25 protein-coding genes are annotated in these 24,848 nt (G+C 62.5%); 9 read left to right on the top strand and 16 right to left on the bottom strand.

Annotated features, from left to right (window positions below; all coding sequences use genetic code 11):
* Positions 1-44: 44 nt before the first annotated feature.
* Entirely contained in the window at positions 45-788 is a 744-nt protein-coding gene (locus FJ964_RS03200) for a creatininase family protein (RefSeq protein ID WP_140549035.1), read from the bottom strand.
* 5 nt (positions 789-793) lie between these two features.
* Positions 794-1,360, bottom strand: coding sequence for an SIS domain-containing protein (locus tag FJ964_RS03205; protein ID WP_140549036.1), 567 nt, complete (start codon positions 1,358-1,360; stop codon positions 794-796).
* Positions 1,361-1,546: 186 nt separating this feature from the next.
* Between FJ964_RS03205 and FJ964_RS03210 the strand changes: the two genes are divergently transcribed.
* Positions 1,547-2,569, top strand: a complete 1,023-nt coding sequence (locus tag FJ964_RS03210; RefSeq protein ID WP_140549037.1) for an aldo/keto reductase — start codon at positions 1,547-1,549, stop codon at positions 2,567-2,569.
* A gap of 93 nt (positions 2,570-2,662) precedes the next feature.
* Here FJ964_RS03210 and FJ964_RS03215 read toward each other — a convergent pair whose 3' ends face one another.
* The 4 genes from FJ964_RS03215 to FJ964_RS03230 form a co-directional block, all read right to left on the bottom strand.
* The gene (locus FJ964_RS03215) at positions 2,663-2,935 is read right to left on the bottom strand and encodes an HU family DNA-binding protein (protein ID WP_006201846.1); all 273 of its coding nucleotides are present in this window, start codon (positions 2,933-2,935) and stop codon (positions 2,663-2,665) included.
* A gap of 196 nt (positions 2,936-3,131) precedes the next feature.
* Complete coding sequence (gene lon / locus FJ964_RS03220; protein WP_140549038.1) at positions 3,132-5,543, bottom strand: endopeptidase La; 2,412 nt, start codon at positions 5,541-5,543, stop codon at positions 3,132-3,134.
* 273 nt (positions 5,544-5,816) lie between these two features.
* Positions 5,817-7,091 (bottom strand): ATP-dependent Clp protease ATP-binding subunit ClpX, encoded by a 1,275-nt coding sequence (gene clpX / locus FJ964_RS03225; RefSeq protein WP_140493939.1) that lies wholly within the window; start codon positions 7,089-7,091, stop codon positions 5,817-5,819.
* Between the two features lie 295 nt (positions 7,092-7,386).
* Positions 7,387-8,016: an ATP-dependent Clp protease proteolytic subunit gene (locus tag FJ964_RS03230; protein ID WP_140549039.1), complete on the bottom strand. Its 630-nt coding sequence runs from the start codon at positions 8,014-8,016 to the stop codon at positions 7,387-7,389.
* 338 nt (positions 8,017-8,354) lie between these two features.
* Here FJ964_RS03230 and FJ964_RS03235 point away from each other — a divergent pair, with 338 nt between their 5' ends.
* Positions 8,355-8,945 (top strand): hypothetical protein, encoded by a 591-nt coding sequence (locus FJ964_RS03235; protein ID WP_140549040.1) that lies wholly within the window; start codon positions 8,355-8,357, stop codon positions 8,943-8,945.
* 2 nt (positions 8,946-8,947) lie between these two features.
* On the opposite strand, the gene FJ964_RS03240 is transcribed toward FJ964_RS03235, so the two are convergent.
* Positions 8,948-10,051 (bottom strand): FAD-dependent oxidoreductase, encoded by a 1,104-nt coding sequence (locus tag FJ964_RS03240; protein WP_140549041.1) that lies wholly within the window; start codon positions 10,049-10,051, stop codon positions 8,948-8,950.
* A gap of 104 nt (positions 10,052-10,155) precedes the next feature.
* Here FJ964_RS03240 and FJ964_RS03245 point away from each other — a divergent pair, with 104 nt between their 5' ends.
* Entirely contained in the window at positions 10,156-11,406 is a 1,251-nt protein-coding gene (locus tag FJ964_RS03245; protein ID WP_140549042.1) for a cytochrome P450, read from the top strand.
* 42 nt (positions 11,407-11,448) lie between these two features.
* On the opposite strand, the gene FJ964_RS03250 is transcribed toward FJ964_RS03245, so the two are convergent.
* From FJ964_RS03250 to FJ964_RS03275, 6 genes are all read right to left on the bottom strand, one after another.
* The gene (locus FJ964_RS03250; protein ID WP_140549043.1) at positions 11,449-11,799 is read right to left on the bottom strand and encodes a cupin domain-containing protein; all 351 of its coding nucleotides are present in this window, start codon (positions 11,797-11,799) and stop codon (positions 11,449-11,451) included.
* A gap of 85 nt (positions 11,800-11,884) precedes the next feature.
* A complete protein-coding gene (locus tag FJ964_RS03255; protein WP_140549044.1) occupies positions 11,885-13,165 on the bottom strand; it encodes an O-acetylhomoserine aminocarboxypropyltransferase in 1,281 nt (426 codons plus the stop codon).
* A 157-nt stretch (positions 13,166-13,322) separates the two neighbouring features.
* Positions 13,323-13,844, bottom strand: a complete 522-nt coding sequence (locus FJ964_RS03260; RefSeq protein WP_140549045.1) for a CoA-binding protein — start codon at positions 13,842-13,844, stop codon at positions 13,323-13,325.
* Positions 13,841-14,623, bottom strand: a complete 783-nt coding sequence (locus tag FJ964_RS03265; protein ID WP_140549046.1) for an AAA family ATPase — start codon at positions 14,621-14,623, stop codon at positions 13,841-13,843. Before FJ964_RS03265 ends, FJ964_RS03260 begins: the two co-directional genes overlap by 4 nt.
* The gene (locus FJ964_RS03270; protein ID WP_140549047.1) at positions 14,623-15,045 is read right to left on the bottom strand and encodes a VOC family protein; all 423 of its coding nucleotides are present in this window, start codon (positions 15,043-15,045) and stop codon (positions 14,623-14,625) included. Before FJ964_RS03270 ends, FJ964_RS03265 begins: the two co-directional genes overlap by 1 nt.
* Positions 15,046-15,056: 11 nt before the next feature.
* Positions 15,057-15,875 (bottom strand): enoyl-CoA hydratase, encoded by an 819-nt coding sequence (locus tag FJ964_RS03275; protein WP_140549048.1) that lies wholly within the window; start codon positions 15,873-15,875, stop codon positions 15,057-15,059.
* Positions 15,876-16,032: 157 nt separating this feature from the next.
* Between FJ964_RS03275 and FJ964_RS03280 the strand changes: the two genes are divergently transcribed.
* The 3 genes from FJ964_RS03280 (at position 16,033) to rpsI (ending at position 17,959) form a co-directional block, all read left to right on the top strand.
* Positions 16,033-16,482: a PaaI family thioesterase gene (locus FJ964_RS03280; RefSeq protein WP_140549049.1), complete on the top strand. Its 450-nt coding sequence runs from the start codon at positions 16,033-16,035 to the stop codon at positions 16,480-16,482.
* Positions 16,483-17,010: 528 nt separating this feature from the next.
* Positions 17,011-17,475: a 50S ribosomal protein L13 gene (gene rplM / locus FJ964_RS03290; protein ID WP_010915638.1), complete on the top strand. Its 465-nt coding sequence runs from the start codon at positions 17,011-17,013 to the stop codon at positions 17,473-17,475.
* Between the two features lies 1 nt (position 17,476).
* Positions 17,477-17,959, top strand: coding sequence for a 30S ribosomal protein S9 (gene rpsI, locus FJ964_RS03295; protein WP_140549050.1), 483 nt, complete (start codon positions 17,477-17,479; stop codon positions 17,957-17,959).
* Between the two features lie 61 nt (positions 17,960-18,020).
* Here the strand turns inward: rpsI and FJ964_RS03300 are convergent, their stop codons facing one another.
* The 3 genes from FJ964_RS03300 to FJ964_RS03310 all read right to left on the bottom strand — a co-directional run bounded on the left by FJ964_RS03300 (position 18,021) and on the right by FJ964_RS03310 (position 21,853).
* Positions 18,021-19,409 (bottom strand): MFS transporter, encoded by a 1,389-nt coding sequence (locus FJ964_RS03300; protein WP_224713230.1) that lies wholly within the window; start codon positions 19,407-19,409, stop codon positions 18,021-18,023.
* Between the two features lie 81 nt (positions 19,410-19,490).
* Complete coding sequence (locus tag FJ964_RS03305; RefSeq protein ID WP_140549051.1) at positions 19,491-20,549, bottom strand: glycerophosphodiester phosphodiesterase family protein; 1,059 nt, start codon at positions 20,547-20,549, stop codon at positions 19,491-19,493.
* 95 nt (positions 20,550-20,644) lie between these two features.
* The gene (locus FJ964_RS03310) at positions 20,645-21,853 is read right to left on the bottom strand and encodes an acyltransferase (RefSeq protein ID WP_140549052.1); all 1,209 of its coding nucleotides are present in this window, start codon (positions 21,851-21,853) and stop codon (positions 20,645-20,647) included.
* 123 nt (positions 21,854-21,976) lie between these two features.
* Here FJ964_RS03310 and speB point away from each other — a divergent pair, with 123 nt between their 5' ends.
* From speB to FJ964_RS03325, 3 genes are read left to right on the top strand one after another with little or no spacing between them, the layout of a single operon-like run.
* The gene (gene speB / locus FJ964_RS03315) at positions 21,977-22,984 is read left to right on the top strand and encodes an agmatinase (RefSeq protein ID WP_140549053.1); all 1,008 of its coding nucleotides are present in this window, start codon (positions 21,977-21,979) and stop codon (positions 22,982-22,984) included.
* 29 nt (positions 22,985-23,013) lie between these two features.
* Positions 23,014-23,940 carry an N-acetyl-gamma-glutamyl-phosphate reductase gene (gene argC, locus FJ964_RS03320; protein WP_140549054.1) on the top strand — a complete coding sequence of 309 codons (927 nt, stop codon included), beginning with the start codon at positions 23,014-23,016 and terminating at the stop codon, positions 23,938-23,940.
* Positions 23,937-24,779 (top strand): aminoglycoside phosphotransferase family protein, encoded by an 843-nt coding sequence (locus FJ964_RS03325; protein ID WP_210243359.1) that lies wholly within the window; start codon positions 23,937-23,939, stop codon positions 24,777-24,779. Before argC ends, FJ964_RS03325 begins: the two co-directional genes overlap by 4 nt.
* Positions 24,780-24,848: the final 69 nt, after the last annotated feature.

The raw sequence follows: 24,848 nt of genomic DNA on the forward strand, positions 1-24,848 counted from the left end.
CGGCGACACCTTCTCCCACAAGGGGAGAAGGCAGAACCGTCCCGTCAGCGCCCCAATATCGCCCGCAAATGATCGAGGATCATCACCACGCCCTTTTGCCCGAGTTCCGCCGATGCATCCGGAGCGCTGGCCGTATACCAGCTCGTATTGTCGGCGAAATGGCCGGTATCGACAGCTTCGGGGCATAGCGCCAGCATCAGCGAGGTCTCGCCGATGCCGGCATGGTCGAACGGGTACTTGCCGTTCATCGCGGCCGGCATCAGCGGATGCACCTGCACCCAGTTGAAGAAGTTCTCGCCCGCGGCGTGTCCGGCATAGTAGTCGGCCATCGCGTCGGCCCCCCACCAGCCCTCGCCACGCTGCTTTTCGAGGAAGCGGAAGATCGCCTGGCGGCCGGCGGCCTTGAAGGCGAGATCGGTCGGCATGCCGGCGGCGAAATTCTCGGTCTGGTGGTGGATTATTGCATGGATGTTGCGAAAACCGATGCGCAGCAGGCTGTAGAACAGTTCTTCCGCGAAGGGGGCCAGTTGATTGCCGCCGACCTGCACCGAGCCTGTGCCTTCCGGCGGCGCCACGGCGTAGCTCGCCGCGCCGTAGTAGAAGGGCGGCAGGATGACGATGTCCCGCTCCTTCTCGAACAGTTCCAGCGTCTTGACGACCGCCAGCGTGTCCATGCCGACCGCCATGTGCTCGCCATGGTATTCGAGCACGCCGAGCGGCAGCGCGACCGGCCAGTTCTGGGCGATCGCCTTGCGAATCTGGTGGGGCAGCATCAGCTCATAGCGCATTCGCACTACTCCATATTGGTGTGGCGGGCCCGCATCGCCTCCGGCGAGGCCGCGGTCAAACCCCTGAGCTTCAGCACCATGACCTCGAACAGCAGGAACAGCGCGCCTTCGAACACCGATCCCATCGGCAGGACCGATGTTTTTTGCGGGCCCTGGTCGTCGGCCATGGTCTGCGCCGGCACGAGCAGCGTGAAGTCGGCAAAGCGCGCCGCACTGCCGCCCGGCTGGGCGGTCAGAAGCAGAACCCTCGCGCCGGCCTGGCGCGCCACCTGCATCAGGGTCAGCACGGTCGCGGTTTCTCCAGGCCCGGAACTGACGAGGAAGACATCGCCCGGTCCCACGGGCGGCGTCGTCATGTGGCCGACCACCGACACCGGCAGGCCCAGATGATAGAGCCGCATGGCGAAGCCCTTGACCTGCAAGGCCTCACGGCCGCAGCCATAGACAACGATCTGCCGTGCTCCTGCGAGCATCCCGCAGGCGGCATCGATCCGGCCGTCGTCAACGCGTGCCAGCACAGTGCCGAGCTCGTCGAGAGCGGTCCTGAACATCTGCAAGCCCGCATCGCTCATGACGGTGCCGTCCAACGATCCAAGGTCGAAGAAGAGTGGAAATTCCCGGTCACGTCTCTCCCGAACAGCTTGTTTTTATTCATGGTATCACCGCGAAAATCCGTGTCCAACGCCCCTGCGCGCTTTTGCTGTGCCACGGGCGTGATAGTGTCATGTCAGACAAATCAATGAGGCAAACGGCAGGATATGAAGACACGGTATTTCGACCGCATCGGCAATGGCGGCATCAGCTTCACCGAACTCGGCTTCGGCACGGCGCCGCTTGGCAACCTCTACCGCGCCGTCTCCGACGAGGACGCCAATGCGACGCTGGAGGCTGCATGGGCGACCGGCTGCCGCTACTATGACACCGCGCCGCTCTATGGGCTTGGCCTGTCGGAGACGCGGCTCAATCCCTTCCTGCGCGGCAAGATGCGCGACGACTACGTGCTGTCGAGCAAGGTCGGCCGCATCATGCGCGCCTGTCCGCCGCAAGAGCGCACCGGCATCGGCAAGTTCTTCGACACGCCGTCGCGCAAGGAGGTCTACGACTACAACTATGACGGCGTGATGCGCTCCTTCGAAGCGTCCCTGGAACGGCTCGGCGTCGACCGCATCGACATTCTGTTCGTGCACGACGTCGACATCTTCACTCATGGCAGCAAGGAAGCGTCCGACCAGCGCATAGAGGAGTTTATGCGCTCCGGCTACTACGGGCTGCTTGCCTTGCGCGACCAGGGCGTCATCAAGGCCTTCGGCGGCGGCATCAACGAATGGCAGGTTGCCCAGACATTGGCCGAGCGCGGTGATTTCGACCTGTTCCTGCTTGCCGGCCGCTACACGCTGCTCGAGCAGGAGGCGCTGACATCCTTCCTGCCGCTCTGCCAGAAGCGCGGCATCGGTATCGTTTTGGGCGGTCCCTACAATTCCGGCATCCTGGCTACGGGGCCGAAGCCGGGTGCCTTCTACAACTACACCGAAGCGCCGCGGGACGTGCTCGACCGGGTGGCGCGCATCGAGGCGATCTGCCGACGCCATGACGTGCGCCTGATCGAGGCAGCGCTGCAGTTCCCGTTGCTGCATCCGTCCGTCGTTTCGGTGATCCCCGGTGGCCAGCGGCCAAGCGAGGTCGAAAGCAACCGGTCGCTGCTCGATGCGAAACTGCCGGCGGCACTCTGGGCCGACCTGAAGAAGGACGGCCTGATGCGGGCGGACGCGCCGACCGCGTAGCTCGCCATCGCGAACCTATCGACCACTACGAGCGCAAAAGAAAAGCCGGGGCTTGCCCGGCTTTTCTGATATTTTGAAATTTAAAAAAGGCGCTTAATTGACGGCGTCCTTGAGACCCTTGCCGGCCGAGAACTTCGGCACGGTGCGAGCCGGGATCTTCACTTCGGCGCCGGTCTGAGGGTTGCGACCGGTCGAGGCCGCACGCTTTGAGACGGTGAAATTGCCAAAGCCGACAAGCCGGACATCGCCGCCCTTCTTCAATTCGCCGGTGATGACGGAGAATACCGCATCGACAGCCGACTGCGCGTCACCCTTCGAAATGCTCGCGGCGTCGGCGACAGCGGACACCAGTTCGTTCTTGTTCATAAAAATTCCCTTCCATGAGAACACCGGAACTCACGACTCATCCGGCAGGAAACGGACTTTAGAAAGAAGCGCTTGCGCAACCAAGTCGAAAAGCCGGGAAAGAATGGAAAAAAGCCCGGAATTCCGGGGTTTTTCACATGAAAAAGCCGGGCGCGAGGCCCGGCTTTCTGTTTGTGCGCTGCAACTTTAGCAAGAACTAATGCGCAAGCGACTTTCCGGCGTCATCCGCAGTGTCCGTCGCGGCAGGAGAATTGACCGGTTCGACCCATTCGATTGGCTCCGGCATACGCACCAACGCGTGGCGTAACGCCTCGCCGACCCGCGAGACCGGGATGATCTCCATACCGTTCTTCACGTTGTCAGGAATATCCGCCAGATCCTTGGCGTTGTCTTCCGGGATCAGCACCTTCTTGATGCCGCCGCGCAGTGCGGCAAGCAACTTCTCCTTCAGACCGCCGATCGGCAGCACCCTGCCGCGCAGCGTGATCTCGCCGGTCATGGCGACATCGGCCCTGACCGGAATGCCGGTCAGCACGGAGACGATCGCGGTCGCCATCGCCACACCGGCCGACGGCCCATCCTTGGGCGTGGCACCCTCCGGCACGTGGACGTGGATGTCGCGCTTGTCGAACAGCGGCGGCTCGATGCCGAAATCGAGAGCGCGCGAGCGGACATAGGAGGCCGCCGCCGAAATCGATTCCTTCATCACGTCGCGCAGATTGCCGGTCACCGTCATGCGGCCCTTGCCGGGCATCATGACGCCTTCGACCGTCAGCAGCTCGCCGCCGACTTCCGTCCAGGCAAGTCCGGTGATGACGCCGACCTGGTCGTCTGCCTCGACCTGACCGAAGCGGAAGCGCGGAACACCGAGATAGTCGGCGAGATTGTCCGCCGTGATGTTCACAGTCTTCTTCTTCGTCTTCAGGATCTCGGTCACCGCCTTGCGCCCGAGCTTCATCAGCTCGCGCTCCAGGCTCCTGACGCCCGCTTCACGGGTGTAGGTCTGGATGATGGCGCGGATCGCGTCCTCACTGACGGAGAACTCCTTCGGCTGCAGAGCGTGATCGCGCACCACCTTGGGCAGCAAATGCCGCTTGGCAATCTCGATCTTCTCGTCCTCGGTGTAGCCGGCGATACGGATGATTTCCATGCGGTCCATCAAGGGCGCAGGGATGTTCAGCGTGTTCGCCGTCGTCACGAACATCACACTCGACAAGTCGTACTCGACCTCGAGATAGTGGTCCATGAACGTCGAGTTCTGCTCGGGGTCGAGCACCTCCAGCAAAGCCGACGACGGATCGCCGCGGAAATCCTGGCCCATCTTGTCGATCTCGTCGAGCAGGAAGAGCGGATTGGATTTCTTCGCCTTCTTCATCGACTGGATGACCTTGCCGGGCATCGAGCCGATATAGGTGCGGCGGTGACCGCGGATCTCGGCCTCGTCACGCACGCCGCCCAGCGCCATGCGGATGAACTCGCGGCCGGTTGCCTTGGCGATCGATTTGCCGAGCGAGGTCTTGCCGACGCCGGGAGGGCCGACGAGGCACAGGATAGGCCCCTTGAGCTTCTTCTGGCGGCTTTGCACGGCGAGATACTCGACGATGCGGTCCTTGACCTTGTCGAGACCGAAATGGTCGGTGTCGAGCACGTTCTGCGCGAACGCCAAGTCCTGCTTGACCTTGGAGTTCTTCCCCCACGGGATCGACAGGATCCAATCGAGATAATTGCGCACCACCGTGGATTCCGCCGACATAGGCGACATCGTCCTCAGCTTCTTCAATTCGGCTTCCGCCTTTTCGCGGGCCTCCTTGGAGAGCTTGGTCTTCTTGATGCGGGCCTCGATCTCGGCGGCCTCGTCGCGGCCATCCTCGCCTTCGCCGAGCTCCTTCTGGATCGCCTTCATCTGCTCGTTGAGGTAGTATTCGCGCTGCGTCTTCTCCATCTGGCGCTTGACGCGCGAGCGGATGCGCTTCTCCACCTGCAGGACGGAGATCTCGGCTTCCATGAAGCCCATCGCCTTTTCCAGCCGCTCCTTGACCGAGAGCGTGGCCAGCATCTCCTGCTTCTCGGGGATCTTGATGGCGAGGTGTGAAGCGACCGTGTCGGCGAGCTTGGAATAGTCGTCGATCTGGCTGGCGGCGCCAACCACCTCGGGCGAGATCTTCTTGTTGAGCTTGACGTAGTTCTCGAAGTCGGCGACGACCGAACGAGCCAGCGCCTCGACCTCGACCTCTTCCTCTTCCGGCTCGACCAGCGCGGTAGCGCGGGCCTCATGGAAGTCGGGACGGTCGGTGAACGCGGTGATTTTCGCACGAGAGGCGCCTTCGACCAGCACCTTGACGGTGCCGTCGGGCAGCTTCAGCAATTGCAGCACGTTGGCGAGCGTGCCGATATCGAAGATGGCATCGGGCTCCGGATCGTCATCGGCGGCATTCATCTGGGTGGCGAGCAGGATCTGCTTTTCCTGACCCATCACCTCTTCCAGGGCCTTGATCGACTTTTCACGCCCGACAAAGAGCGGAACGATCATGTGCGGGAACACCACGATGTCGCGCAGTGGGAGGACTGCGAAGACGCCGTCGCTGGGAGCCTTGGTTATTTTGGCCATTGTCCAACCTTTCATGTCGCGGCCGCCATCAGGCCAACCGCGAATCTTATATTAACGACCGGGGATCGTTCCGCCTACCACCGTTTGTGACGGGAGTTTTACAGCACAGAAATCGGGCACCTCGGCCTTCTCGTGATAGGTGGATGCCAGAGGGCCAAAGATCAAGAGTTAACATCGCCGGCTTTCCATTCCCTCGCGAAGCTCGCATGCCCCTCATGGCAAAACGGCGCCCCGAGGGCGCCGTTCCACAAAAATATGGGGCCAAGTGGCATGTCAGGCGCTGACATTGCCCTTCTTTTCCTTCTGTTCGGAATAGATGTAGAGCGGCCGGGCACTGCCGGTCACCACTTCTTCCGAAATCACCACTTCGCGCACGCCTTCGAGCGCCGGCAATTCGAACATGGTGTCGAGCAGGATCGCTTCCATGATGGAGCGCAGGCCGCGCGCGCCGGTCTTGCGCTCGATGGCGCGCTTGGCGATGGCAGACAATGCGTTCTCGTGGAAGGTCAGGTCGACATTCTCCATCTCGAACAGCCGCTGGTATTGCTTGACCAGTGCGTTCTTCGGCTCGGTCAGGATCTGGATCAGCGCCGGCTCGTCGAGGTCTTCCAGCGTCGCCAGGACCGGCAGACGGCCGACAAACTCGGGAATGAGGCCGAACTTCAAGAGATCCTCTGGCTCCACAAGGCGGAAGACATCGCCGGTGCGGCGATCCTCGGGTGATGCCACGGTGGCGCCGAAGCCGATCGAGGTCTTGCGGCCACGATCCGAGATGATCTTGTCCAGCCCGGCGAAGGCGCCGCCGCAGATGAACAGGATGTTAGCGGTGTCGACCTGCAGGAACTCCTGTTGCGGGTGCTTCCTGCCGCCCTGTGGTGGTACGGAGGCCACAGTGCCTTCCATGATCTTCAACAGCGCCTGCTGCACGCCCTCGCCCGACACGTCGCGGGTGATGGACGGGTTGTCGGACTTGCGCGAGATCTTGTCGATCTCGTCGATGTAGACGATGCCGCGCTGGGCGCGTTCGACATTGTAGTCGGCCGACTGCAACAGCTTCAGGATGATGTTCTCGACATCCTCGCCGACATAGCCGGCCTCGGTCAGCGTCGTGGCATCGGCCATGGTGAAGGGCACGTCGATGATGCGCGCGAGCGTCTGCGCCAGCAGCGTCTTGCCGCAACCGGTCGGGCCGATCAACAGGATGTTGGACTTGGCCAGTTCGACATCGTTGTTCTTGCCGGCATGGGCGAGGCGCTTGTAGTGATTGTGGACGGCCACCGAGAGCACGCGCTTGGCGTAGGGCTGGCCGATGACGTAGTCGTCGAGAACCTTGAGGATCTCCTGCGGGGTCGGCACGCCCTCGCGCGACTTCACCATCGAGGTCTTGTTCTCCTCGCGGATGATGTCCATGCACAGCTCGACGCATTCGTCGCAGATGAAGACCGTCGGGCCGGCGATCAGCTTGCGCACTTCATGCTGGCTTTTGCCGCAAAACGAGCAATAAAGCGTGTTCTTGGAATCGCCGCTGTTGTTGCCGACTTTGCTCATTTTCATGTCCTTTCATGGCCGCCCGCCGATGGTCTGGCTGAAAGGGCGCATACTCTATTTATCGCGGGAATCCGCCGCCGCCAGTATCCCGGCTCCCGCAACGTATTCCGTACGAAACACAAATCAGAAAACGTGGCAATGATTCGCAGCAACCCCACACAAAGCTAAGCCGTCGAAAATCAACATAGCCTTAACGTAGGCAATCCCGATCGTCGAGGGAACAGCCAATTGTGGCCGAAATGCCGCAAGACGCGCCAAAAGCGCGTGATGCCGCCATCCAACTGCCAATATGCCGTTATGCCAGCGCCCCTTCGGCCGCTTCGCGCGACGAAATGACCTTGTCGATCAGGCCGAAGTCCCTGGCCTCGTCCGCGGTCATGAAATGGTCGCGGTCGAGCGTCTTTTCAATCTCGTCGTAGCTCTTGCCGGTGTGCTTGACGTACACCTCGTTGAGGCGGCGCTTCAGTTTGATGATATCCTGGGCATGACGCTCGATGTCGGACGCCTGGCCCTGGAAGCCGCCGGACGGCTGATGAACCATGATGCGGGCGTTCGGCGTGGCGAAGCGCATGTCCTTGTGGCCGGCGGTCAGGAGCAGCGAGCCCATGGAGGCCGCCTGCCCGATGCACAGCGTCGACACGGCCGGCTTGATGAATTGCATGGTGTCGTAGATGGCCATGCCCGAGGTGACGACGCCACCGGGCGAATTGATGTAGAGGTTGATTTCCTTCTTCGGGTTCTCGGCTTCCAGGAACAGGAGCTGCGCGCAGACCAGCGTCGCCATGCCGTCCTCGACCGGACCTGTGATGAAAATGATGCGCTCCTTGAGGAGGCGCGAGAAAATGTCGTAGGCCCGCTCGCCGCGATTGGTCTGTTCGACCACCATCGGAACGAGGTTCATGTAGGTTTCGACGGGGTTCTTCATTCGTTATCTCTTGTCTCGCGGTGGGATTCCGGCGCCGGACATGCTGGCAACTCGGGCAGAATCGGTTCTGGATCGTTATTGCGTAAATAGGATGCCGGCTCATCCTTGTGCAAGGCCGACCCGTCCTAGCCATCTGGGTAAGTCGAATCAAGCTTTCCAGCCAAGATTCGCAGCCGCGGATGCTTCCGCAGGCCCGCGACGGCACCTGCGGCAGACGACAGGTAGCAGTTTCTTAACCGCTTCGCTTAACGAAATGCGCCGAAACCGCTTTCCTGGCGAACCGCTTCCCCTACAATTCAACGTTGAACTTGTGTCCGCGGTTCAACAGGGGGAATGTCATGTCCAGGAAAACCGCATGCTTCGCCATGGCCGGGCTGACCATGCTCGGCTCGATTTCGCAGACGGCCGCGGGCGGCCGCGCCGTCGAATGCTATGAGCCGGTCCGCACGCCTGATGTCTATGACACGGTGTACGAGGACGTGATGGTCAGCCCGCCCAGCCAGCAGGTCGATTATGGAGCGCCGATCTACGGCACGCGCGAGCGCGTGGTGATGACCGTTCCGGCACAGGTGACCTATGAGGTGGTGCCCGCAATCACCCGCACCGTCTATCACACAGTCAAGGTCGACGATGGCGGCTATTCCTGGGAATGGCGCGTCATCCACGGCCGCAAGGTGCTGTGCAAGGTCCGGCACAAGGCGCGCTATGAACGCGTCGCCGAAACGGTGGTGGTCCGGCCGGAGCGCACACAGCGCGTCGTCATTCCGGCGCAATATGACAGGATCGCCGAGGAGGTGCTGGTGCGACCGGAACAAAGGCGCGTCATCGACATTCCCGCCGCCTACCAGACCGTCCCGCGGCGCGTGCTGGTGCGCGAAGGCTCATCCGGCTGGCGGCGCGTGCATATTCCAAGGCATTGCCAGGACTGAATTCAGGCGATTTCGGCTCGCAGCCAACGTTTCAGGCCGGCAATATCGCCATCGTCGACAGCCGCCGCCACGCGCCGGCCGACCGCCGCGCCGAATTTATAGCCATGGCCCGAGCAGGCCGAGACGATCAGGCACTTGCCCGTCTCATGCGCCAGGAATTTCTCGTCGTCCGTGAATGTGTAGGCGCAGGTGACCACTTCGGTCACCTCGTACTCCTCGATGCGGTCGATCGGCGGCGAAAACAGGTTGCGGATCGCCTCGCCCTCGCCCGGCACCGGCTGCCGGTTCCAGTCGGCGTCGCTGGTCGGCACCCTGTGCAGGCCTGAACCGAATTTCATGCCGGCACCTCGGGTCAGCGGGATCATGTAGCCGTCGGTCTTGCCGCCGACATCGAGGACCACGGGCGCAACTTCCCAGACGGCCTTGAGGTCCTCCGGCGGTTCGACATAGGCGAGCGCGGTTCGGTACGTCTTCAGTTGGCCGCCGAGTTCGGGGAACAGTTTCAACACCCAGGCGCCCGCAGCGACGACGATGCGGTCGGCCTGCATTGTCTCGCCGGACGCGAGCACGATATGCCCTGCCTCGGGGTCGACCGCAGTCACCCTGCTGTTCTCGTAGACGTTGGCGCCGTTGGCGCGCAGCCACTTGGCCAGGCCGGACGCGATCTTGCGGCAATGCAGCGCGCCGCCTTCCGGCGAAAAATAGGCGTAGCGGAACGAGCCCGGCTTCAGGAAAGGCCAGCGTTCGACCGCGGCATCGGGTTCCAGCAGATCGAACGGATAGTTTCCCTCCTCCAGCCCTTCCCGGTATTCCTCGGCTTCGTCGCCCGGTTCGCGCGACACGCAGAGAAAGCCCCTGGAATCGAGGTGGTTCTCGCCGAGGTCGGCCCACATCTCGTCCCAGGCTTCATAGGCCTCGCTGATCAGCCGGCCGTAGCCGGTCCCGGCCCGGTAGGCACGGCGAATGATGCGGTGATGGTCGCCGGATGCCGCCAATGGATTGGGGATCAGCCCCTGCTCGACGATGGAAACGCTATGGCCGGCCTTGACCAGCGACCATGCGGTGGAGAGACCGGCGATGCCCGCGCCGACAACGATCACATTCATCAAATCAGACTTTCCGCAGCCGTTGCGGCTGGCTCAACGCATTGGATTGCGGGCGCCAACATACGGTCTGGAACCAGGCTGGCAAGCCGCGCTATTGGTCTGGCATGACCAAATCGACGCCATCCTACCTCGCCTTTGATCCAGCGACCCGTCGCCTGAGGCTTGACCCGCACGAGCGGGCTTTCTTCCAGGATCCGTACGAGGCCTACGCGTTCCTGCACGATGCATCGAACGCCTTTTTCTGGGAAGAATTCGGGTTCTGGTGCTTTGGCGGCTTCGACGATGTCAACAAGCTGTTGCGCGACCGCCGCTTCGGCCGTCAGAACCCGGCAGGCATTCCCGACAGTCGAGGGGTCGGCCGGGATAGGACACATCTCAGGGCATTCGACGGCATCGAAGCCAATTCCATGCTCGAACTGGAGCCGCCGGCGCACACGCGGCTTCGAACACTGGTCAACCGGGCCTTCGTCTCGCGCCAGGTCGAGCGGCTGCGGCCGCGTGTCGAGGCGCTCGCCAACGAACTGATCGACCGTTTCGAGCCGGGCAAGCAAGTCGACCTGCTGCCCGCCTTCGCTTCTCCCCTGCCCATCACCATCATCGCCGAGATGCTCGGCGTGCCGGTCGAAATGGGGCCGCAACTGCTCGACTGGTCACATCGAATGGTCGCCATGTACGTGCATGGCCGCACCCGCGAGACCGAGGAGACGGCCAATCGCGCGGCCAAGGATTTCGCCGATTTCCTGCGCGACACCATCGCCGAGCGGCGCAAGCATCCCGGCGACGACCTGCTGTCGCTGCTGATCTCGGCGCAGGAGGAAGGCCAAAAACTGTCGGAAGACGAAATGGTGTCCTCGGCGATCCTGCTGCTCAATGCCGGCCACGAAGCGACCGTGCACCAGACCGGCAATGCGGTGCGCACGATCCTTGCGCAAGGCGGCGACCCGCGCCGTTTCTTCACCTCACCCGAGGCAACCGCGGCCGCTGTCGAGGAATGCCTGCGCTTCGACGCGCCGCTGCACATGTTCACGCGTTACGCCTACCAGGAGATCGAAATCGCTCCCGGGATCGTCGTGCAGCCCGGCCAGACGATCGGTCTGCTGCTTGGCATGGCCAATCATGACCCTCATGCCTTTGCCGAGCCGCGGGCCTTCCGGCCGGATCGTGCCGACCAGAAGAACGTGTCGTTCGGCGCCGGCATCCATTTCTGCATCGGCGCGCCCCTGGCCAGGCTCGAATTGCAGGTGTCGCTGAGAACCTTGTTCGAGCGGCACCCAAAGCTCCGTCTTGCCGAAAGCCCAAGCTTCCGCGACACGTATCATTTCCACGGGCTGGAAAAGCTCACCGTCGGCTTCTGAAGGAGCGCAGGCCTGGGCTGTGAGCAGCGCGCAGCAAAGTGATCAGAGCCTGATCACATACTCCTTGCGGGTGATTTCAAGCACTTCCCAGCTTCCCTTGAAGCCAGGCCGCAGCACGAAGCTGTCGCCGGCCCTGACGGTGCGCGCTTCGTGACCCTCCTCTTCGATCACCGAAACGCCGGAGAGGATGTGACAGAATTCCCATTCGTCGTAGACGATGCGCCACTTGCCCGGAGTGGATTCCCAGATACCGGCATAAAGGCCGCCTTCGCGCTCCTCGACATTCCAGGTGCGGAATTTCGGATCGCCCGAGATCAGGCGATCGGGCGCCGGCGCGCCTTCTTCGGCGTCGACAGAGTCCGTCGATATCGTCAGGTAATGCGCGGACAGGATTTGCCTCCATGAAAGAACCGGCCCCGGGCCGGCTCACCCTACCCCCGGCGTTTTGCGCCGACCCTCCAACGAGGGAGAGAATAGATCAAACTTTGGCGAGTGCCTGTTCGAGGTCGGCGACGATGTCGGTGACGTCCTCGATGCCGATGGACAGCCGCACCGTGTCCGGTCCCGCACCCGCCTTGACCTTCTGCTCGTCGGACAGTTGTCGGTGCGTGGTCGACGCCGGATGGATGACCAAGGACTTGGTGTCGCCGACATTGGCCAAGTGCGAGAACAACTCCAGCGCTTCGACGAATTTGACGCCGGCCTCGTAACCGCCCTTGAGGCCGAAGGTGAAGACCGCGCCGGCGCCTTGCGGCGAGTATTTCTTTTGCAGGGCGTTGTTCTTGTCGCTGGGAAGGCCGGGATAGTTGACCCAGGCCACCTTGGGATGGTTGGACAGCCAGCCCGCGACGGTGATCGCATTGTCGCAGTGGCGTTGCATGCGCAGCGGCAAGGTTTCAAGGCCCGTCAGAATGAGGAAGGCGTTGAACGGCGAGATCGCCGGGCCGAGATCGCGCAGGCCAAGCACGCGCGCGGCGATGGCGAAGGCGAAATTGCCGAAGGTTTCGTGCAGCACCAGGCCGCCATATTCGGGGCGCGGTTCTGACAGCATCGGGTACTTCCCTGATTTCGACCAGTCGAACGTGCCGCCATCGACGATGGCGCCGCCGATCGAGTTGCCGTGACCGCCAATGAACTTGGTCAGCGAATGGACGACCATGTCGGCGCCGTGCTCGATCGGTCGGATCAGGTAGGGTGAGGCCAGGGTGTTGTCGACGATCAGCGGCAGGCCATGCTTGCGCGCGATGTCGCCGATCTTCTCGATATCGACGAAGGTGCCGCCGGGATTGGCCAGACTCTCGATGAAGATCGCCTTGGTCTTGTCATCGATCTGGCTCTCGAAGGTTGACGGATCGTTCGCTTCGGCCCAGCGCACCTCCCAGCCGAAGTTCTTGAAGGCATGGCCGAACTGGTTGATCGAACCGCCATAGAGCTTGTTGGCGGCGACGAAATTGTCGCCCGGCTGCAACAGATTGTGGAACACGATTACCTGGGCGGCGTGGCCGGATGCGACCGCTAGGGCGGCCGTGCCGCCCTCGAGCGCCGCTATGCGCTCTTCCAGCACCGCCTGCGTCGGGTTCATGATGCGGGTGTAGATGTTGCCGAAGGCCTTCAGCCCGAACAGCGAGGCGGCATGGTCGGCATCGTCGAAGACAAAGGAGGTCGTCTGGTAGATCGGCGTGGCGCGCGCGCCGGTGGCCGGATCGGGTTTGGCGCCGGCATGGACGGCGAGCGTGTTGAAACCGGGCGTGCGGGTCACTGAAACCTCCCTCGAACAAACTTCTGAAATTCGCCGGCCATTCTTGGCCAAGCTGGACCACGAATGCAAAGAAGAAAATACCCTTCGGCGTTTCATCTTCGACCACGCAGCAGGAAAATGCGGCTCCTGCCGGAATAATTTTGCGCCTTCCCCTTGTCTATTTTTGCCGCACGCCGAAACTCTGGAACCCCGACCGCATCAGCGGCTTCTTCGACGACAGCACACCGGAATTGACCCCGGTCCAGCCGATCTCGCCGGACAGCTTGCCATATTCGATCTTGGGGCAGCGGTTCATCACCACCTTGATGCCGGCGGCTTCGGCGCGCGCGGCGGCCTCGTCGTGGCGCACGCCGAGCTGCATCCAGATCACTTTCGGCAGAGGATCGACCTTCAGCACCTGGTCGACAACGCCGGGCACCGCCGCCGAGGCGCGGAAGATGTCGACCATGTCGATGGGCTGCGCAATCTCGGCAAGGCTGCCATAGACCGTGCGGCCGAGTATCTGCTTGCCGGCATGGCCCGGATTGATGGGAAACACCTCAAACCCCTTGGCCAGCAGGTATTTCAACACGAAATAGCTTGGACGCACATCGTTGGCAGACGCGCCGACCATGGCGATGGTCTTCACCGAATTGAGGATGCCGGCGATGTAGGCGTTGTCGTAGCTATCGTGATTCATGGCTCGTCCTCATACAACGCCTCGGCGAGAAAGCCATCAGGATCATTGCTGAAATCGCGCATCATGCGGAAGTGGTCCGTATCCCGAAAATCGGTCGAATCTAACCCGAACCGGCTGATGCGGAACAGCCGGGCGCCGGGACAGGCCATCAGCAGCGGCGAATGCGTCGCCATGATCACTTGCGCGGTGCCCGACCGGTCCATGCGCCGCAGCATCTTGAGAAGTTCGATCTGGCGCGATGGAGACAGCGCACTTTCGGGCTCGTCGAGGATGTAGATGCCTTGCCTGCGGCAACGTTCCTCGAAGAAGCGGATGAACCCTTCGCCATGCGACCAGGACAGAAAGTCGGGCGGAGGTGGCTTGAACGGATCTTCCAGGGCCACCTGGTCGAGATAGCGAGCCACCGAGTAGAAGGATTCGGCGCGAAAGAACCAGCCGGCGGTGACTTTTGGCAACCAATGGCCACGGAAGGTGTCTGCCAGCGCGGCACCACTCTTGTCGATGGCGCCGGAATGGTCGACGGGCCGGTAGCCCTTGCCGCCTCCGGCTTCGTCGTAACCGGCGAGCGCGCCGATCGCCTCGAGCAATGTCGATTTGCCGGTGCCGTTCTCACCGACGATGATGGTAATCGGTGTGGTGAATTCGAGTTCGAAGGCATGACCGCGAAACAGCGGCAGGTTCCACGGGTATTTTTCCCAATCGGTCACCCGCTCGGAATCGAGCAGAATGCGCTTGAGATAGGGCGCCTTGAGCCGCGTCAACTGCCTGCGGTAAGCCATCAATCGGGCAGCGAGATGGTGCCGTCTTCCGCGATCGGAAAGGCCGGGTTGTGCGCCACTTCCCAGACATGTCCGTCGGCATCGGCGAAATAGCCGTACCAGCCGCCCCAGAAGGCACGGCCTGCCGGCTTGACGATGCGGCCGCCGGCCTTTTCAGCCATCGCAAGCACCGCGTCGACTTCGGCATCGGAGCGGGTGTTGTAGGCGAGATAGACGGCGGAAGGCCCCTTGGCGAAGGTGATGCCGGAATCCTCCTCGGCGCTGGCGCGCGGGAACAGGCCGAGTATAACACCACCCATCTGGAAGAAGGCGACGCCATCGGTGATGCCGGCATGGCGCTTCAGGCCCATCGTCTCGTAGAAGCGCACCGCACGATCGAGATCGTCGGTGGCGATGGTGATGATGGAGATGCGCGGCTCCATGACTTTCGTCCTTATTCGTCGGTCCATTCCGGCTTGCGTTTGCCGATGAAGGCGCCGATGCCCTCCTGGGCGTCACGCGCCAGCATGTTCTCGACCATGACCCGCCCGGTATAGGCATAGGCATCCGCCAGCCCCATCTCGGCCTGCGCGTAAAACGCTTCCTTGCCGGTCTTCACCACCGAAGATGATTTTGAAGCAATAGTTTGCGCGTATTTGTTGACAATCTGATTCAGGTACTCGCGCGGCACGACGCGGTTGACCAAGCCGAACTCCTTGGCGGTCGCGGCATCGATGGTTTCGCCAGTCAGGAGCATTTCCATGGCGGGCTTGCGCGAGACGTTGCGAGACAGCGCCACCATCGGCGTCGAGCAGAACAGGCCGATGTTGACGCCCGGCGTGCAGAAGGTCGCCTCATGCGAGGCGATGGCGAGGTCGCAACTGGCGACAAGCTGCAGGCCGGCGGCGGTGGCCAGGCCATCGACTTCGGCGATCACCGGCTTGGGGTGGCGCACGATCGCCTGCATCAGCGTGGCGCAGGCGGCAAACGTCTCTTCGAAGAAGGCCTTGCCGCGATCGGCGTCGGCGCGGCGCGCTGTCATCTCCTTGAGATCGTGGCCGGCGCAGAATACCTTGCCGACCGCCGACAGCACTATGACGCGAACGGCCTTGTCGGCCCTGGCGCGGTCCAGTTCCTCCGTCAGCGCCGCCATAACCGCCAGGGAAAGCGCGTTAGCGGGTGGATTGGCAAGCGTCAGGCGCAGCACGCCCTTGTCGAGGCTGGCAAGGACGGGGCCTTCGGCGGCCGGCTTGATGGCGACGATTTCAGCCATATGAAACCTCTTTGTCTGCCCGCTTGGCGGGCCATGGAGCAAAAGAACTAGCATGCTGCCGATTGAAGAACAGCCGCGCGGCGTGTTTTCTCCATGGCAACATTTGGCCCAGGCATCCCTCGCCCGAAGCTCTCACATTTCATATAGGAAACCGCCCATGCCCGCCCAAAGCAATCTGACGCCCGTGCTGACCGCGGCCGAAACCAACACGTTGATGAATAGCGTCTATCCGCAGCTCAACGAGCAGTTCCGCTTCTATGAGGTGCTCGACGTGTTTCCCGGCGGCTGCACGGTTCGGCTCAACGCCTCCGGGCGGCACCTGCGCCCCGGCGACACGGTGTCGGGCCCGTCGCTGTTCACGCTTGCCGACATAGGCGGCTATGCCTGCGTGCTCTCTCATGCCGGCCCGGACGCGCTCTCGGTCACCACCAATCTCAACATCAACTTCGTGCGCAAGGCGCAAGCCGGGGCGGTCGAGGGCCATTGCCGGATTCTCAAGCTTGGAAGAAGCCTGATGGTGTTCGATATCGACATCGTCGCCGGCCCGGAGGGACAAACGGTTGCACATGCGACCGGCACCTATTCGATCCCGCCGCAACGATCTTAGCGATTGAACCAATAGGCATGCCGGAGGCTGAGATGGAGAACCATTCCCGCTAGTCGAAAAAGAGACTGACAGCGCTTTCGGTATCCGCTTCCCCCGTATCCCTGGCCACGAAATGATTGTCGCCCTCCCTGATATTTGCGAGTCGCTTGCCAAATGGGGCTATCTCGTCTCGGTGCCGTTCATCGACAATGACAGCGCAGTCGTCAGGGCTAACGTCACTTTCGAGCGCGGCCCGCAAGGGAATCGAGGCAAGCACTCACCAAACCAGGTGCGCAGTCCCCACAAGATGTGGTAAAATAATACCTTTACGCCAAGCGTTTGTTTTCGCTATACTTTCTTTGACATCCGCTTTCTCACTCACCTTGACGTGATCCTCGCCCTCCCCTATAAGCCCTCACGAAGCAGCGGCCCGGAAAGGCCGCCGTTTTGTTATTGGCGGCGGGCAAACGCTTTCGCCAATCCAAGCAACAAGAAACGCCTTCCTTATCGTTTGTGGATTGGGGAAGGTCCGAACCGAAAGCAGAAAACATGACAACCTTTTCGCAGAAGCCTGCGGATGTGGTGAAAAAGTGGATCCTGATCGACGCCGAAGGTCTCGTCGTCGGCCGTCTCGCCACCGTTATCGCCAATCATCTTCGCGGCAAGCACAAGCCGACCTTCACCCCGCATGTGGACGACGGCGACAATGTCATCGTCATCAATGCCGACAAGGTGGTGTTCACCGGCAAGAAGTTCACCGACAAGGTCTATTATTGGCACACCGGGCACCCCGGCGGCATCAAGGAGCGCACCGCGCGCCAACTGCTTGAAGGCCGGTTCCCCGAGCGTGTCGTCGAGAAGGCCGTTGAGCGCATGGTTCCGCGTGGCCCGCTCGGCCGTCGCCAGATGAAGAACCTGCGCGTCTATGCAGGTGCCGAGCATCCGCATGTCGCCCAGCAGCCAGAAGTCCTCGACGTGGCCAAGCTGAATTCCAAGAACAAGAAGGTCGCATAAGATGGCTGAGCTTTCCTCGCTCGCAGAACTGGGCGCCGCCACCGGCAACACCAATACGCAGGCCGCGGCACCCGTCCATGTCCAGAAGCTCGACAAGTCGGGCCGCGCCTATGCCACCGGCAAGCGCAAGAACGCCATCGCGCGCGTTTGGGTAAAGCCGGGTTCGGGCAAGATCGTCATCAACGACAAGGAATTCGCGACCTATTTCGCGCGTCCGGTCCTGCAGATGATCCTCAACCAGCCGATCATCGCCGCCAACCGCTCGGGCCAGTACGACATCGTCGCCACGGTCATCGGCGGCGGCCTTTCGGGCCAGGCCGGCGCTGTGCGTCACGGCATCTCAAAGGCGCTGACCTATTACGAGCCGGCGCTGCGTGCCGTGCTCAAAAAGGGCGGCTTCCTGACCCGCGACAGCCGCGTCGTCGAACGCAAGAAATACGGCAAGGCGAAGGCCCGTCGTTCGTTCCAGTTCTCGAAGCGCTAAGCGCACCGCAGCTTCACAATCGAAAGGCCGCCTCCGGGCGGCCTTTTTGCATTGCGCATCACTATCGAGCGGAATGGCCGGAGTCGCGGATGAACAGGAACGCGCAAAGTGCCGAGCCGGCCACCGCGAGCGCCGAGGCCAGGAATGCCAGTTGCATGCCCTCGACCGTGCCCACCGCCAAGGCGGATCCGAACAGCGCCACCCCGATCGCGCCACCCGACTGGCGCACGGTGTTGAGCACGCCCGATGCCGTTCCCGACATCTCCGCCGGAACGGAAGACAAGAGCGCGGTGGTCATGGCCGGTACGGCAAGGCCTATGCCGACCGGCAGGAACAGCAGGCGCCACAGCAGCGACAGGTAGGATGTATCGGCCTCGATCAGCGCCATCAGTCCGAAACCGGCTGCTGCGACGAACAGGCCAATCGCCATAGGCAATCGTGGGCCATGGTTCGCGGCAAGGCGCCCGGCGGCAATGTTCGACACGGTGACGGCCGCCATGAACGGCAGAAAGGCGAGACCCGTCATTTCGGGAGAAAAATGCCTTTCCTGCTGGAAATACAGGCTGAGCATGAAGATCGTCCCATAGAGCGTCAGGTTGACCGCCAGTCCGACGAGGCTCGTCACAGCCGGCACGCGGCTGGCAAAAAGACCGAGCGGAAACATCGGCGCCCTCGTACGGCTCTCGACCAGCAGGAACAGGCTTGCGGCCACCACAGCCAACACCAGTCCGCCAATGACCGGCATTGAGATCCAGCCCCACGAACCGGTTTCGATAAAGGCTCCGGTCAGCGAAAACAGCGCCAGCACGACAAGTCCTTGCCCCATCCAGTCGATCGGCGGCCGCTTGGCCTTGAGCGGCGTCTCCTGCAGAAACCGATAAGCCATCCAGATGGCGAGAGCGCCAATGGGCAGGTTGACCAGAAAGATGCTGGCCCAGCCAAGCGACGCGACCATGAAGCCGCCGAGCACCGGCCCTGCCGACAGCGCGATGCCGCCCGCCGCCGTCCACAGCCCCACGGCGCGTGCCCGGCGCGCCTTGTCGGACGCGTAGGCGCGATTGAGGAGTGCCAGCGAACACGGCATCAGCAAAGCGGCACCCGCGCCTTGTGCAGCGCGCGCCGCAATCAGCAACCAGGCACTCGGAGCCAGGCCGCAAACCAGCGAAGCGATGCTGAACAGCGCCATGCCGCCAACGAAAACGCGGCGGGCGCCGACCCTGTCGCCGAGCGCGCCGCCGGCGAGCAGCAGCGAGGCGAAGGCAAGCGTGTAGGCGTCGACGACCCATTGCAGGCCGCCGATCCCCATCGACAGCCCAGTACCGATCCTGTTCAGCGCGACGTTGACGATGGAGACATCGAGTTGCACGACCACGAAGCCGAGGCTGGTCGCAGCAACGGTGGCGGCATAGGCGGCAGGGCGCTTGAGAACGATGGTATCGGGCATGCCCATGGATAACGGGTTTCCGCTGACACCGTTGCGTCAGCAGGCGCCGGCCTGCGACAACCAGGCCGGAACTTCAGCCGCGGCAAATCAATTGATGCTGGCGGTCGCGGCAGGTTCGACGCGTTCGCCCGTCCCGGCATAGGGCACGCGAAAACCGTTCGCGGCGAGCCAGCCTATCGCCGCCTTCGGCTCATCGGTCTGGATGATGGTGGCGCCGCGATCGGCCCAGAAGCCCCAGGCCTCACGCGGCAGGTTCGCCTGAACCGCCAATTCATCGCCCCGGCCGCCGGCAAGGAAGCCGCCCGGCTTGTTGACGATGGCGTAGGTGTCGGCCCAGATGTGCCAGTCGCCCCTCACCGCGGCCGCGCGCATGCGCGTGCTGAACAGCGGCCCGCCAGTCTCGGTCAACGTCTCCGCGCCGGCGCGCCAGTTGATCAGCTCGATCGCGCGCGGCGCAAAAGCATGGTCGACCGTCGCGGCGAAACCGGCGTCATGCACTGCGTCGTCGGCGATGATCGGCATGAAGTGGACGCCGCCGCCGACCGCTTCCATGGCAGTCTTCACCGTAGCGATCCTGGTCTGGTTCCACAGGTTTTCCTTGACGATGACCTGGTCGGCCATGCCGAGATCTCGCGCCACCGCGACCATACCCGACAGGTCCCCAACCTCGAGCTTGTTGTCGAGATTGATGAGGATCTTGTCGCGGGTCGCCAGCAGCATCTCGCGCAGCGTCGAGACTGTCTCGTCGGTTACGGCGCCCGTACCTTCGATCACCAGCCGGCAACTCTTCAGTTCGGCCAGCGTGTACTTAACCACCTCACCCTTGCAGGTCGTGGTGCGATCGAGCCAGCTGTCATGCATGACGACAAACTCGCCGTCCTTCGAGCGCCGGATGTCGACCTCGACGATCTCGGCGCCGATCGCGATCGAGCCGTCGACGGCGGCGAGCGAATTTTCCGCATAGAGCGTCTTGCCGGCCTGCATGCTGCCGGCGCGATGCGCGGCCACCATGACGTGGTCGCGCCACTGGTTGGCATGTTCGAAGCGGTCGAGGATCTGCCTCGCACGGGTTTCGCCCGCCATTGACTGGCTGGCGGAAGCCGCCAGCGTGACTGAAAACAGAAGGCTCGGCCAGAAGGTCCGCATCGAGAATCGCTCCATTCCGGATCGAACCGGGAATAGGCGATGCCCGTGACGTCTAGGTGAACGAAGCCGGCTAGCGGTTGCCGTGATATGTCGCCTCAGATGCGTTTCGACAGTCGGCGGAACCAGGCCATCGCAGGCATCTCGACGAAACGCCAGGTGATCCAGGAGACACCTATCGTAGCAAGGAGCATGACGAGGATCGCAACGTCCCCCGCCCAGCCGGCGCCGAAGCCGGTCGCCGGCTCTCCGCGCAAGACGATGTCGCCGACAAGATCGAGGCCGAGCTTGCGCTCGACAAGGCCGGCGACGTTGATCATGCGCGCCTGGACGAAGATGTGGACCATGTAGATCGAGTAGGACAGCGCGCCGAGCGTCAGCATGAATGGGGTTCTCAGAAAGACACTGATCCAGCCGCCCTCGTGAGCAAAGAGAAACAGCGCCAGCGCGAACACCAGCGGTGCTGCGATCCCGGCATCATTGTCGCCCGCCAGCGCTACGAAAAGCACAATGACAGCCGCCATGACGATTTCGGCAAGGGTCCAGCTCAGCAGCGGACCGGTCCGGGCAAGCGCCTGTCGCGCGCCTGCAATGGAATCATGCTGGAACCAGGCAAGCAAGGCGCCGAGCGAGAAGCCGTACAGGCAGCGTATGAAGCCGAAATCGAAGGACACATCCATATGGTGGGTCGAGAAGCCAAGCAGGAACAGTGGCGCGGTGATGGCGGCGGCGACGAACCACACCCAGGCCCGCGCGCCTGCGGTGAGGACCACGCCGGCGAACAACAGATAGGCGAAGAACTCCGCCGAAATGCTCCAGCTTGGCGCATTCCAGGTCAATTGATCCTCGAAACCGACCCCCTGGAGCAGCAGCAGATTGGCAAGCAGGCTCTCGAGGCTGAAGCCGCCGGTGAAGGGAGCGGCACCGGCGCCATGCAACTGTGGCAGCATCAGCCGCAGCAGCTCGAAACCGGCAAAACCGGCGAGCATGAGAAGGTGCAGCGGATAGATGCGGCCGAAGCGCACCAGCGCGAAGCGTGCAACCTCCCGCGGCTGGTTCAGCCGCCCGCCATAGGAGCTGGCGATGACGAAACCGGAGAGAACGAAGAAGAAGTCGACAAACAGATAGGACGAACCGACAAAGGCGCTTTGCGAGATCGTCGAACCGGTCGGGAAGTGGAACAGCGCCACCAGCAGGGCGCAAATGCCGCGCCACGAATCGAGAACCAGGAACCGCTCACCCGCCACCGTGCCGGCCTGGATCGACGCCGCGCCATGGGGAGAATCAAGAAACGCGGTCTGCGTCATGATGATACAATCCTGTCTCGCGGCGGCACCGCGGCCGCGCCGTTTCGTTTCCCCAAGCTGTGACTGGCATGTTGCGTGCCGGTTCTGTAGTTGTTGCACCCCGATGAAAACCAAGGATCCGTAATGGCGAACAAGAACATCGACCATGCCTTCACAGCCCGCTCAAAAACGGGTGCTTCGCTGGAGCCGACCTATGCCGGCGCGCTGTCGTTCATGCGACGCAGATACACGAAGGATGTGAAAGGCGCGGACGCTGTGGTTTGGGGCATCCCTTTCGATGCCGCCGTCACCAATCGGCCCGGCGCGCGTTTCGGGCCGCAGGCGATCCGCCGCGCCTCGGCAATCCTCGACAATGATCCGCAATATCCCTTTTCGCGTGATCTGTTCGAGCACCTCGCGGTGGTCGACTATGGCGATTGTCTGCTTGATACCGGCAACCACCAGAAGACGCCGGGGACGATCGAACGCGAGGCGGCCAAGATCCTGAAGTCAGGTGCTTTCCTGCTGTCGCTGGGCGGCGACCATTTCGTCACCTGGCCCCTGCTCAAGGCACATGCCGCAATCCATGGCCCGCTCGCTCTGGTGCAGTTCGATGCGCACCAGGATACCTGGGAGGATGACGGCAAACGCATCGACCACGGATCCTTCGTCGGCCGCGCGGTCAAGGAAGGCATTATCGATCCCGACCGCTCGATCCAGATCGGCATCCGCACCCACGCGCCCGACACGTTCGGCATCAAGATCCTCTACGGTCACGAGATCGAGGAGATGCGTGCGTCCGACATCGCCTACGCCATCGTCGACAGGACGGGCGGCAAGAAGACCTATCTCACCTTTGATATCGACTGCCTTGATCCTGCCTATGCACCTGGCACCGGCACGCCGGTCGCCGGCGGGCCGTCCTCTGCAAAGATCCTGTCGACGCTGCGCCAGCTCAACCAGATCGATATTGTCGGGGCCGATGTCGTGGAGGTTGCGCCGGCCTACGATCACGCCGATATAACGGCGATTGCCGGCTCGATGATCGCCATGCAGTATCTCGGCCTGCTGGCCGAGCGGAAAGCACGGCTCGAAGAGCTGAACAACGGCAGCCACAACGGCGCCGCCGTGAGTCAAGGCAACGGCATATAGTTTTCGATATCAGGGAATTTGATCAGCCAATGAAACCGAAAATCTTCATCGACGGCGAGCACGGCACCACCGGCCTCCAGATCCGGGCGCTGCTTGCCGAGCGCGGCGACCTGGAGATCATCTCAATTCCTGCCGAGCGCCGCAAGGAAACGGCGGCGCGAGCCGAATTCCTCAATGCCGCCGACGTTGCGATCCTGTGCCTGCCGGACGATGCGGCGAAGGAGAGTGTCTCGCTGATTTCCAACGAGACCACCAGGGTCATCGATGCATCGACCGCGCATCGCGTCGCGCAAGGTTGGGAATATGGCTTTGCCGAGATGGACAAGGAGCAGGCGAAGAAGATCGGGGCGGCAAAACGCGTCGCCAATCCTGGCTGCTGGCCGCAAGGACCGATCGCGACGCTACGGCCGCTGATCGCCGCCGGCCTGCTGCCTGCGGATTTCCCGGTCACCGTCAACGGCATCTCCGGTTATTCGGGCGGCGGCCGCCCGATGATCGAGGACTATGTCGCCAAGGGCGAGGACGCCTCTGAATTCCTGCCCTACGGGCTCACCCTCCAGCACAAGCACGTGCCGGAGCTCAGGGCCTATGCGAAACTGTCGCACGATCCGATCATGCAGCCTGCGGTGGGCAATTTCGCGCAAGGCATGATCACGGTGGTGCCGCTGCAGCTCGGTGGTCTCGACCATGTGCCGACCGGTGCGGAACTCCATGCAGCGATCGCCGACCATTTCGCCGCCATCAAGGGCGGCGTGGTCGAAGTGGCGCCCTATGCGCATCTGGAACGCATTCCGGAGATCGATCCGGAAATCTACAACGGCACAAACCGCATGAAACTCTACGTCTTTGCCAATGACAAGCGCGCGCAGGCCCTGCTGCTCGCCGTTTACGACAATCTCGGCAAAGGGGCATCGGGGGCCGCCGTGCAGAACATGGACCTGATGCTCGGTCTCTGATGGCGGCACCGGCATTTCCGGACTGCTGGAAGATCAGCGCGCCCGAGCTCATCGCCGAAACCTTTTCGAGCCGCATCTGGAAGGTGCGGCGCGAGGACGGGTCGCCGGCGATCGTCAAGGCGCTGAAGCCATTCGACGATGTAGCGGACGAGTTGCGCGGCGAGCATTTCCTTGCCTGGCGGCGGGGCGAAGGCGCCGTGCGGCTGCTGGGCCGCGACGGGCGCTCCATGCTGCTCGAATATGCCGGGGAGACCATGCTTTCCAAGGTTCTCGATGAGCAGGGCGACGATGCCGCGACTGCAATCGCGGCCGAGGTGATGGCAAAGCTGCTTTCGCCATCGGACCACCCTGCCCCGGCCGACCTGCAGCCGCTTCGAGAACGGTTTTCGAGCCTGTTCAAGAAAGCCGCGACCGACCGCGACGCCGGCCATGTCAGCATCTATGTCGAGGCCGCCGCTATCGCCGATCGGCTGCTGGACGATCCGCACGACATCCGGCCGCTGCATGGCGATCTGCACCACGAAAACATCCTGCACGGGCCGCGCGGCTGGCTGGCGATCGACCCCAAGGGCATTTTTGGCGATCCCGGCTTCGACGCCGCGAACATGTTCTACAACCCTCTTGATCGCGACGACCTTTGTCTCGATCCCCCACGGATTGCCGGGATGGCCGAAGTCTTTGCGCGAACGCTGCGCCAGACGCCGGCGGCAATACTGGATCACGCCATCGCCTATGGCTGCCTGTCGGCCTCGTGGCACCATGAGGACGACAACGCGGTCGAGGAGAACCGCGAACTCTCGGTGGCAGCAGCGATCCGAACGGTACGGCTCGGCTTCTGATCCGTGCCGCCTTGCGTCAGGCGGAATTCTACGGCGACAAGGCGCAGTCGGGCGTTCTAGACGTGACCT

It is taken from the genome of Mesorhizobium sp. B2-3-2 (assembly GCF_006442295.1).
Classification (GTDB): Bacteria; Pseudomonadota; Alphaproteobacteria; order Rhizobiales; family Rhizobiaceae; genus Mesorhizobium.

What these genes read in the sequence shown, in the direction of transcription:
- FJ964_RS03200 (WP_140549035.1), bottom strand. Translation starts at nt 788, where the DNA reads ATGCGCTATGAGCTGATGCTGCCCCACCAGATTCGCAAGGCGATCGCC.
- FJ964_RS03205 (WP_140549036.1), bottom strand. Translation starts at nt 1,360, where the DNA reads ATGAGCGATGCGGGCTTGCAGATGTTCAGGACCGCTCTCGACGAGCTC.
- FJ964_RS03210 (WP_140549037.1), top strand. Translation starts at nt 1,547, where the DNA reads ATGAAGACACGGTATTTCGACCGCATCGGCAATGGCGGCATCAGCTTC.
- FJ964_RS03215 (WP_006201846.1), bottom strand. Translation starts at nt 2,935, where the DNA reads ATGAACAAGAACGAACTGGTGTCCGCTGTCGCCGACGCCGCGAGCATT.
- lon (WP_140549038.1), bottom strand. Translation starts at nt 5,543, where the DNA reads ATGGCCAAAATAACCAAGGCTCCCAGCGACGGCGTCTTCGCAGTCCTC.
- clpX (WP_140493939.1), bottom strand. Translation starts at nt 7,091, where the DNA reads ATGAGCAAAGTCGGCAACAACAGCGGCGATTCCAAGAACACGCTTTAT.
- FJ964_RS03230 (WP_140549039.1), bottom strand. Translation starts at nt 8,016, where the DNA reads ATGAAGAACCCCGTCGAAACCTACATGAACCTCGTTCCGATGGTGGTC.
- FJ964_RS03235 (WP_140549040.1), top strand. Translation starts at nt 8,355, where the DNA reads ATGTCCAGGAAAACCGCATGCTTCGCCATGGCCGGGCTGACCATGCTC.
- FJ964_RS03240 (WP_140549041.1), bottom strand. Translation starts at nt 10,051, where the DNA reads ATGAATGTGATCGTTGTCGGCGCGGGCATCGCCGGTCTCTCCACCGCA.
- FJ964_RS03245 (WP_140549042.1), top strand. Translation starts at nt 10,156, where the DNA reads ATGACCAAATCGACGCCATCCTACCTCGCCTTTGATCCAGCGACCCGT.
- FJ964_RS03260 (WP_140549045.1), bottom strand. Translation starts at nt 13,844, where the DNA reads ATGAATCACGATAGCTACGACAACGCCTACATCGCCGGCATCCTCAAT.
- FJ964_RS03265 (WP_140549046.1), bottom strand. Translation starts at nt 14,623, where the DNA reads ATGGCTTACCGCAGGCAGTTGACGCGGCTCAAGGCGCCCTATCTCAAG.
- FJ964_RS03270 (WP_140549047.1), bottom strand. Translation starts at nt 15,045, where the DNA reads ATGGAGCCGCGCATCTCCATCATCACCATCGCCACCGACGATCTCGAT.
- FJ964_RS03275 (WP_140549048.1), bottom strand. Translation starts at nt 15,875, where the DNA reads ATGGCTGAAATCGTCGCCATCAAGCCGGCCGCCGAAGGCCCCGTCCTT.
- FJ964_RS03280 (WP_140549049.1), top strand. Translation starts at nt 16,033, where the DNA reads ATGCCCGCCCAAAGCAATCTGACGCCCGTGCTGACCGCGGCCGAAACC.
- rplM (WP_010915638.1), top strand. Translation starts at nt 17,011, where the DNA reads ATGACAACCTTTTCGCAGAAGCCTGCGGATGTGGTGAAAAAGTGGATC.
- rpsI (WP_140549050.1), top strand. Translation starts at nt 17,477, where the DNA reads ATGGCTGAGCTTTCCTCGCTCGCAGAACTGGGCGCCGCCACCGGCAAC.
- FJ964_RS03300 (WP_224713230.1), bottom strand. Translation starts at nt 19,409, where the DNA reads ATGGGCATGCCCGATACCATCGTTCTCAAGCGCCCTGCCGCCTATGCC.
- FJ964_RS03305 (WP_140549051.1), bottom strand. Translation starts at nt 20,549, where the DNA reads ATGCGGACCTTCTGGCCGAGCCTTCTGTTTTCAGTCACGCTGGCGGCT.
- FJ964_RS03310 (WP_140549052.1), bottom strand. Translation starts at nt 21,853, where the DNA reads ATGACGCAGACCGCGTTTCTTGATTCTCCCCATGGCGCGGCGTCGATC.
- speB (WP_140549053.1), top strand. Translation starts at nt 21,977, where the DNA reads ATGGCGAACAAGAACATCGACCATGCCTTCACAGCCCGCTCAAAAACG.
- argC (WP_140549054.1), top strand. Translation starts at nt 23,014, where the DNA reads ATGAAACCGAAAATCTTCATCGACGGCGAGCACGGCACCACCGGCCTC.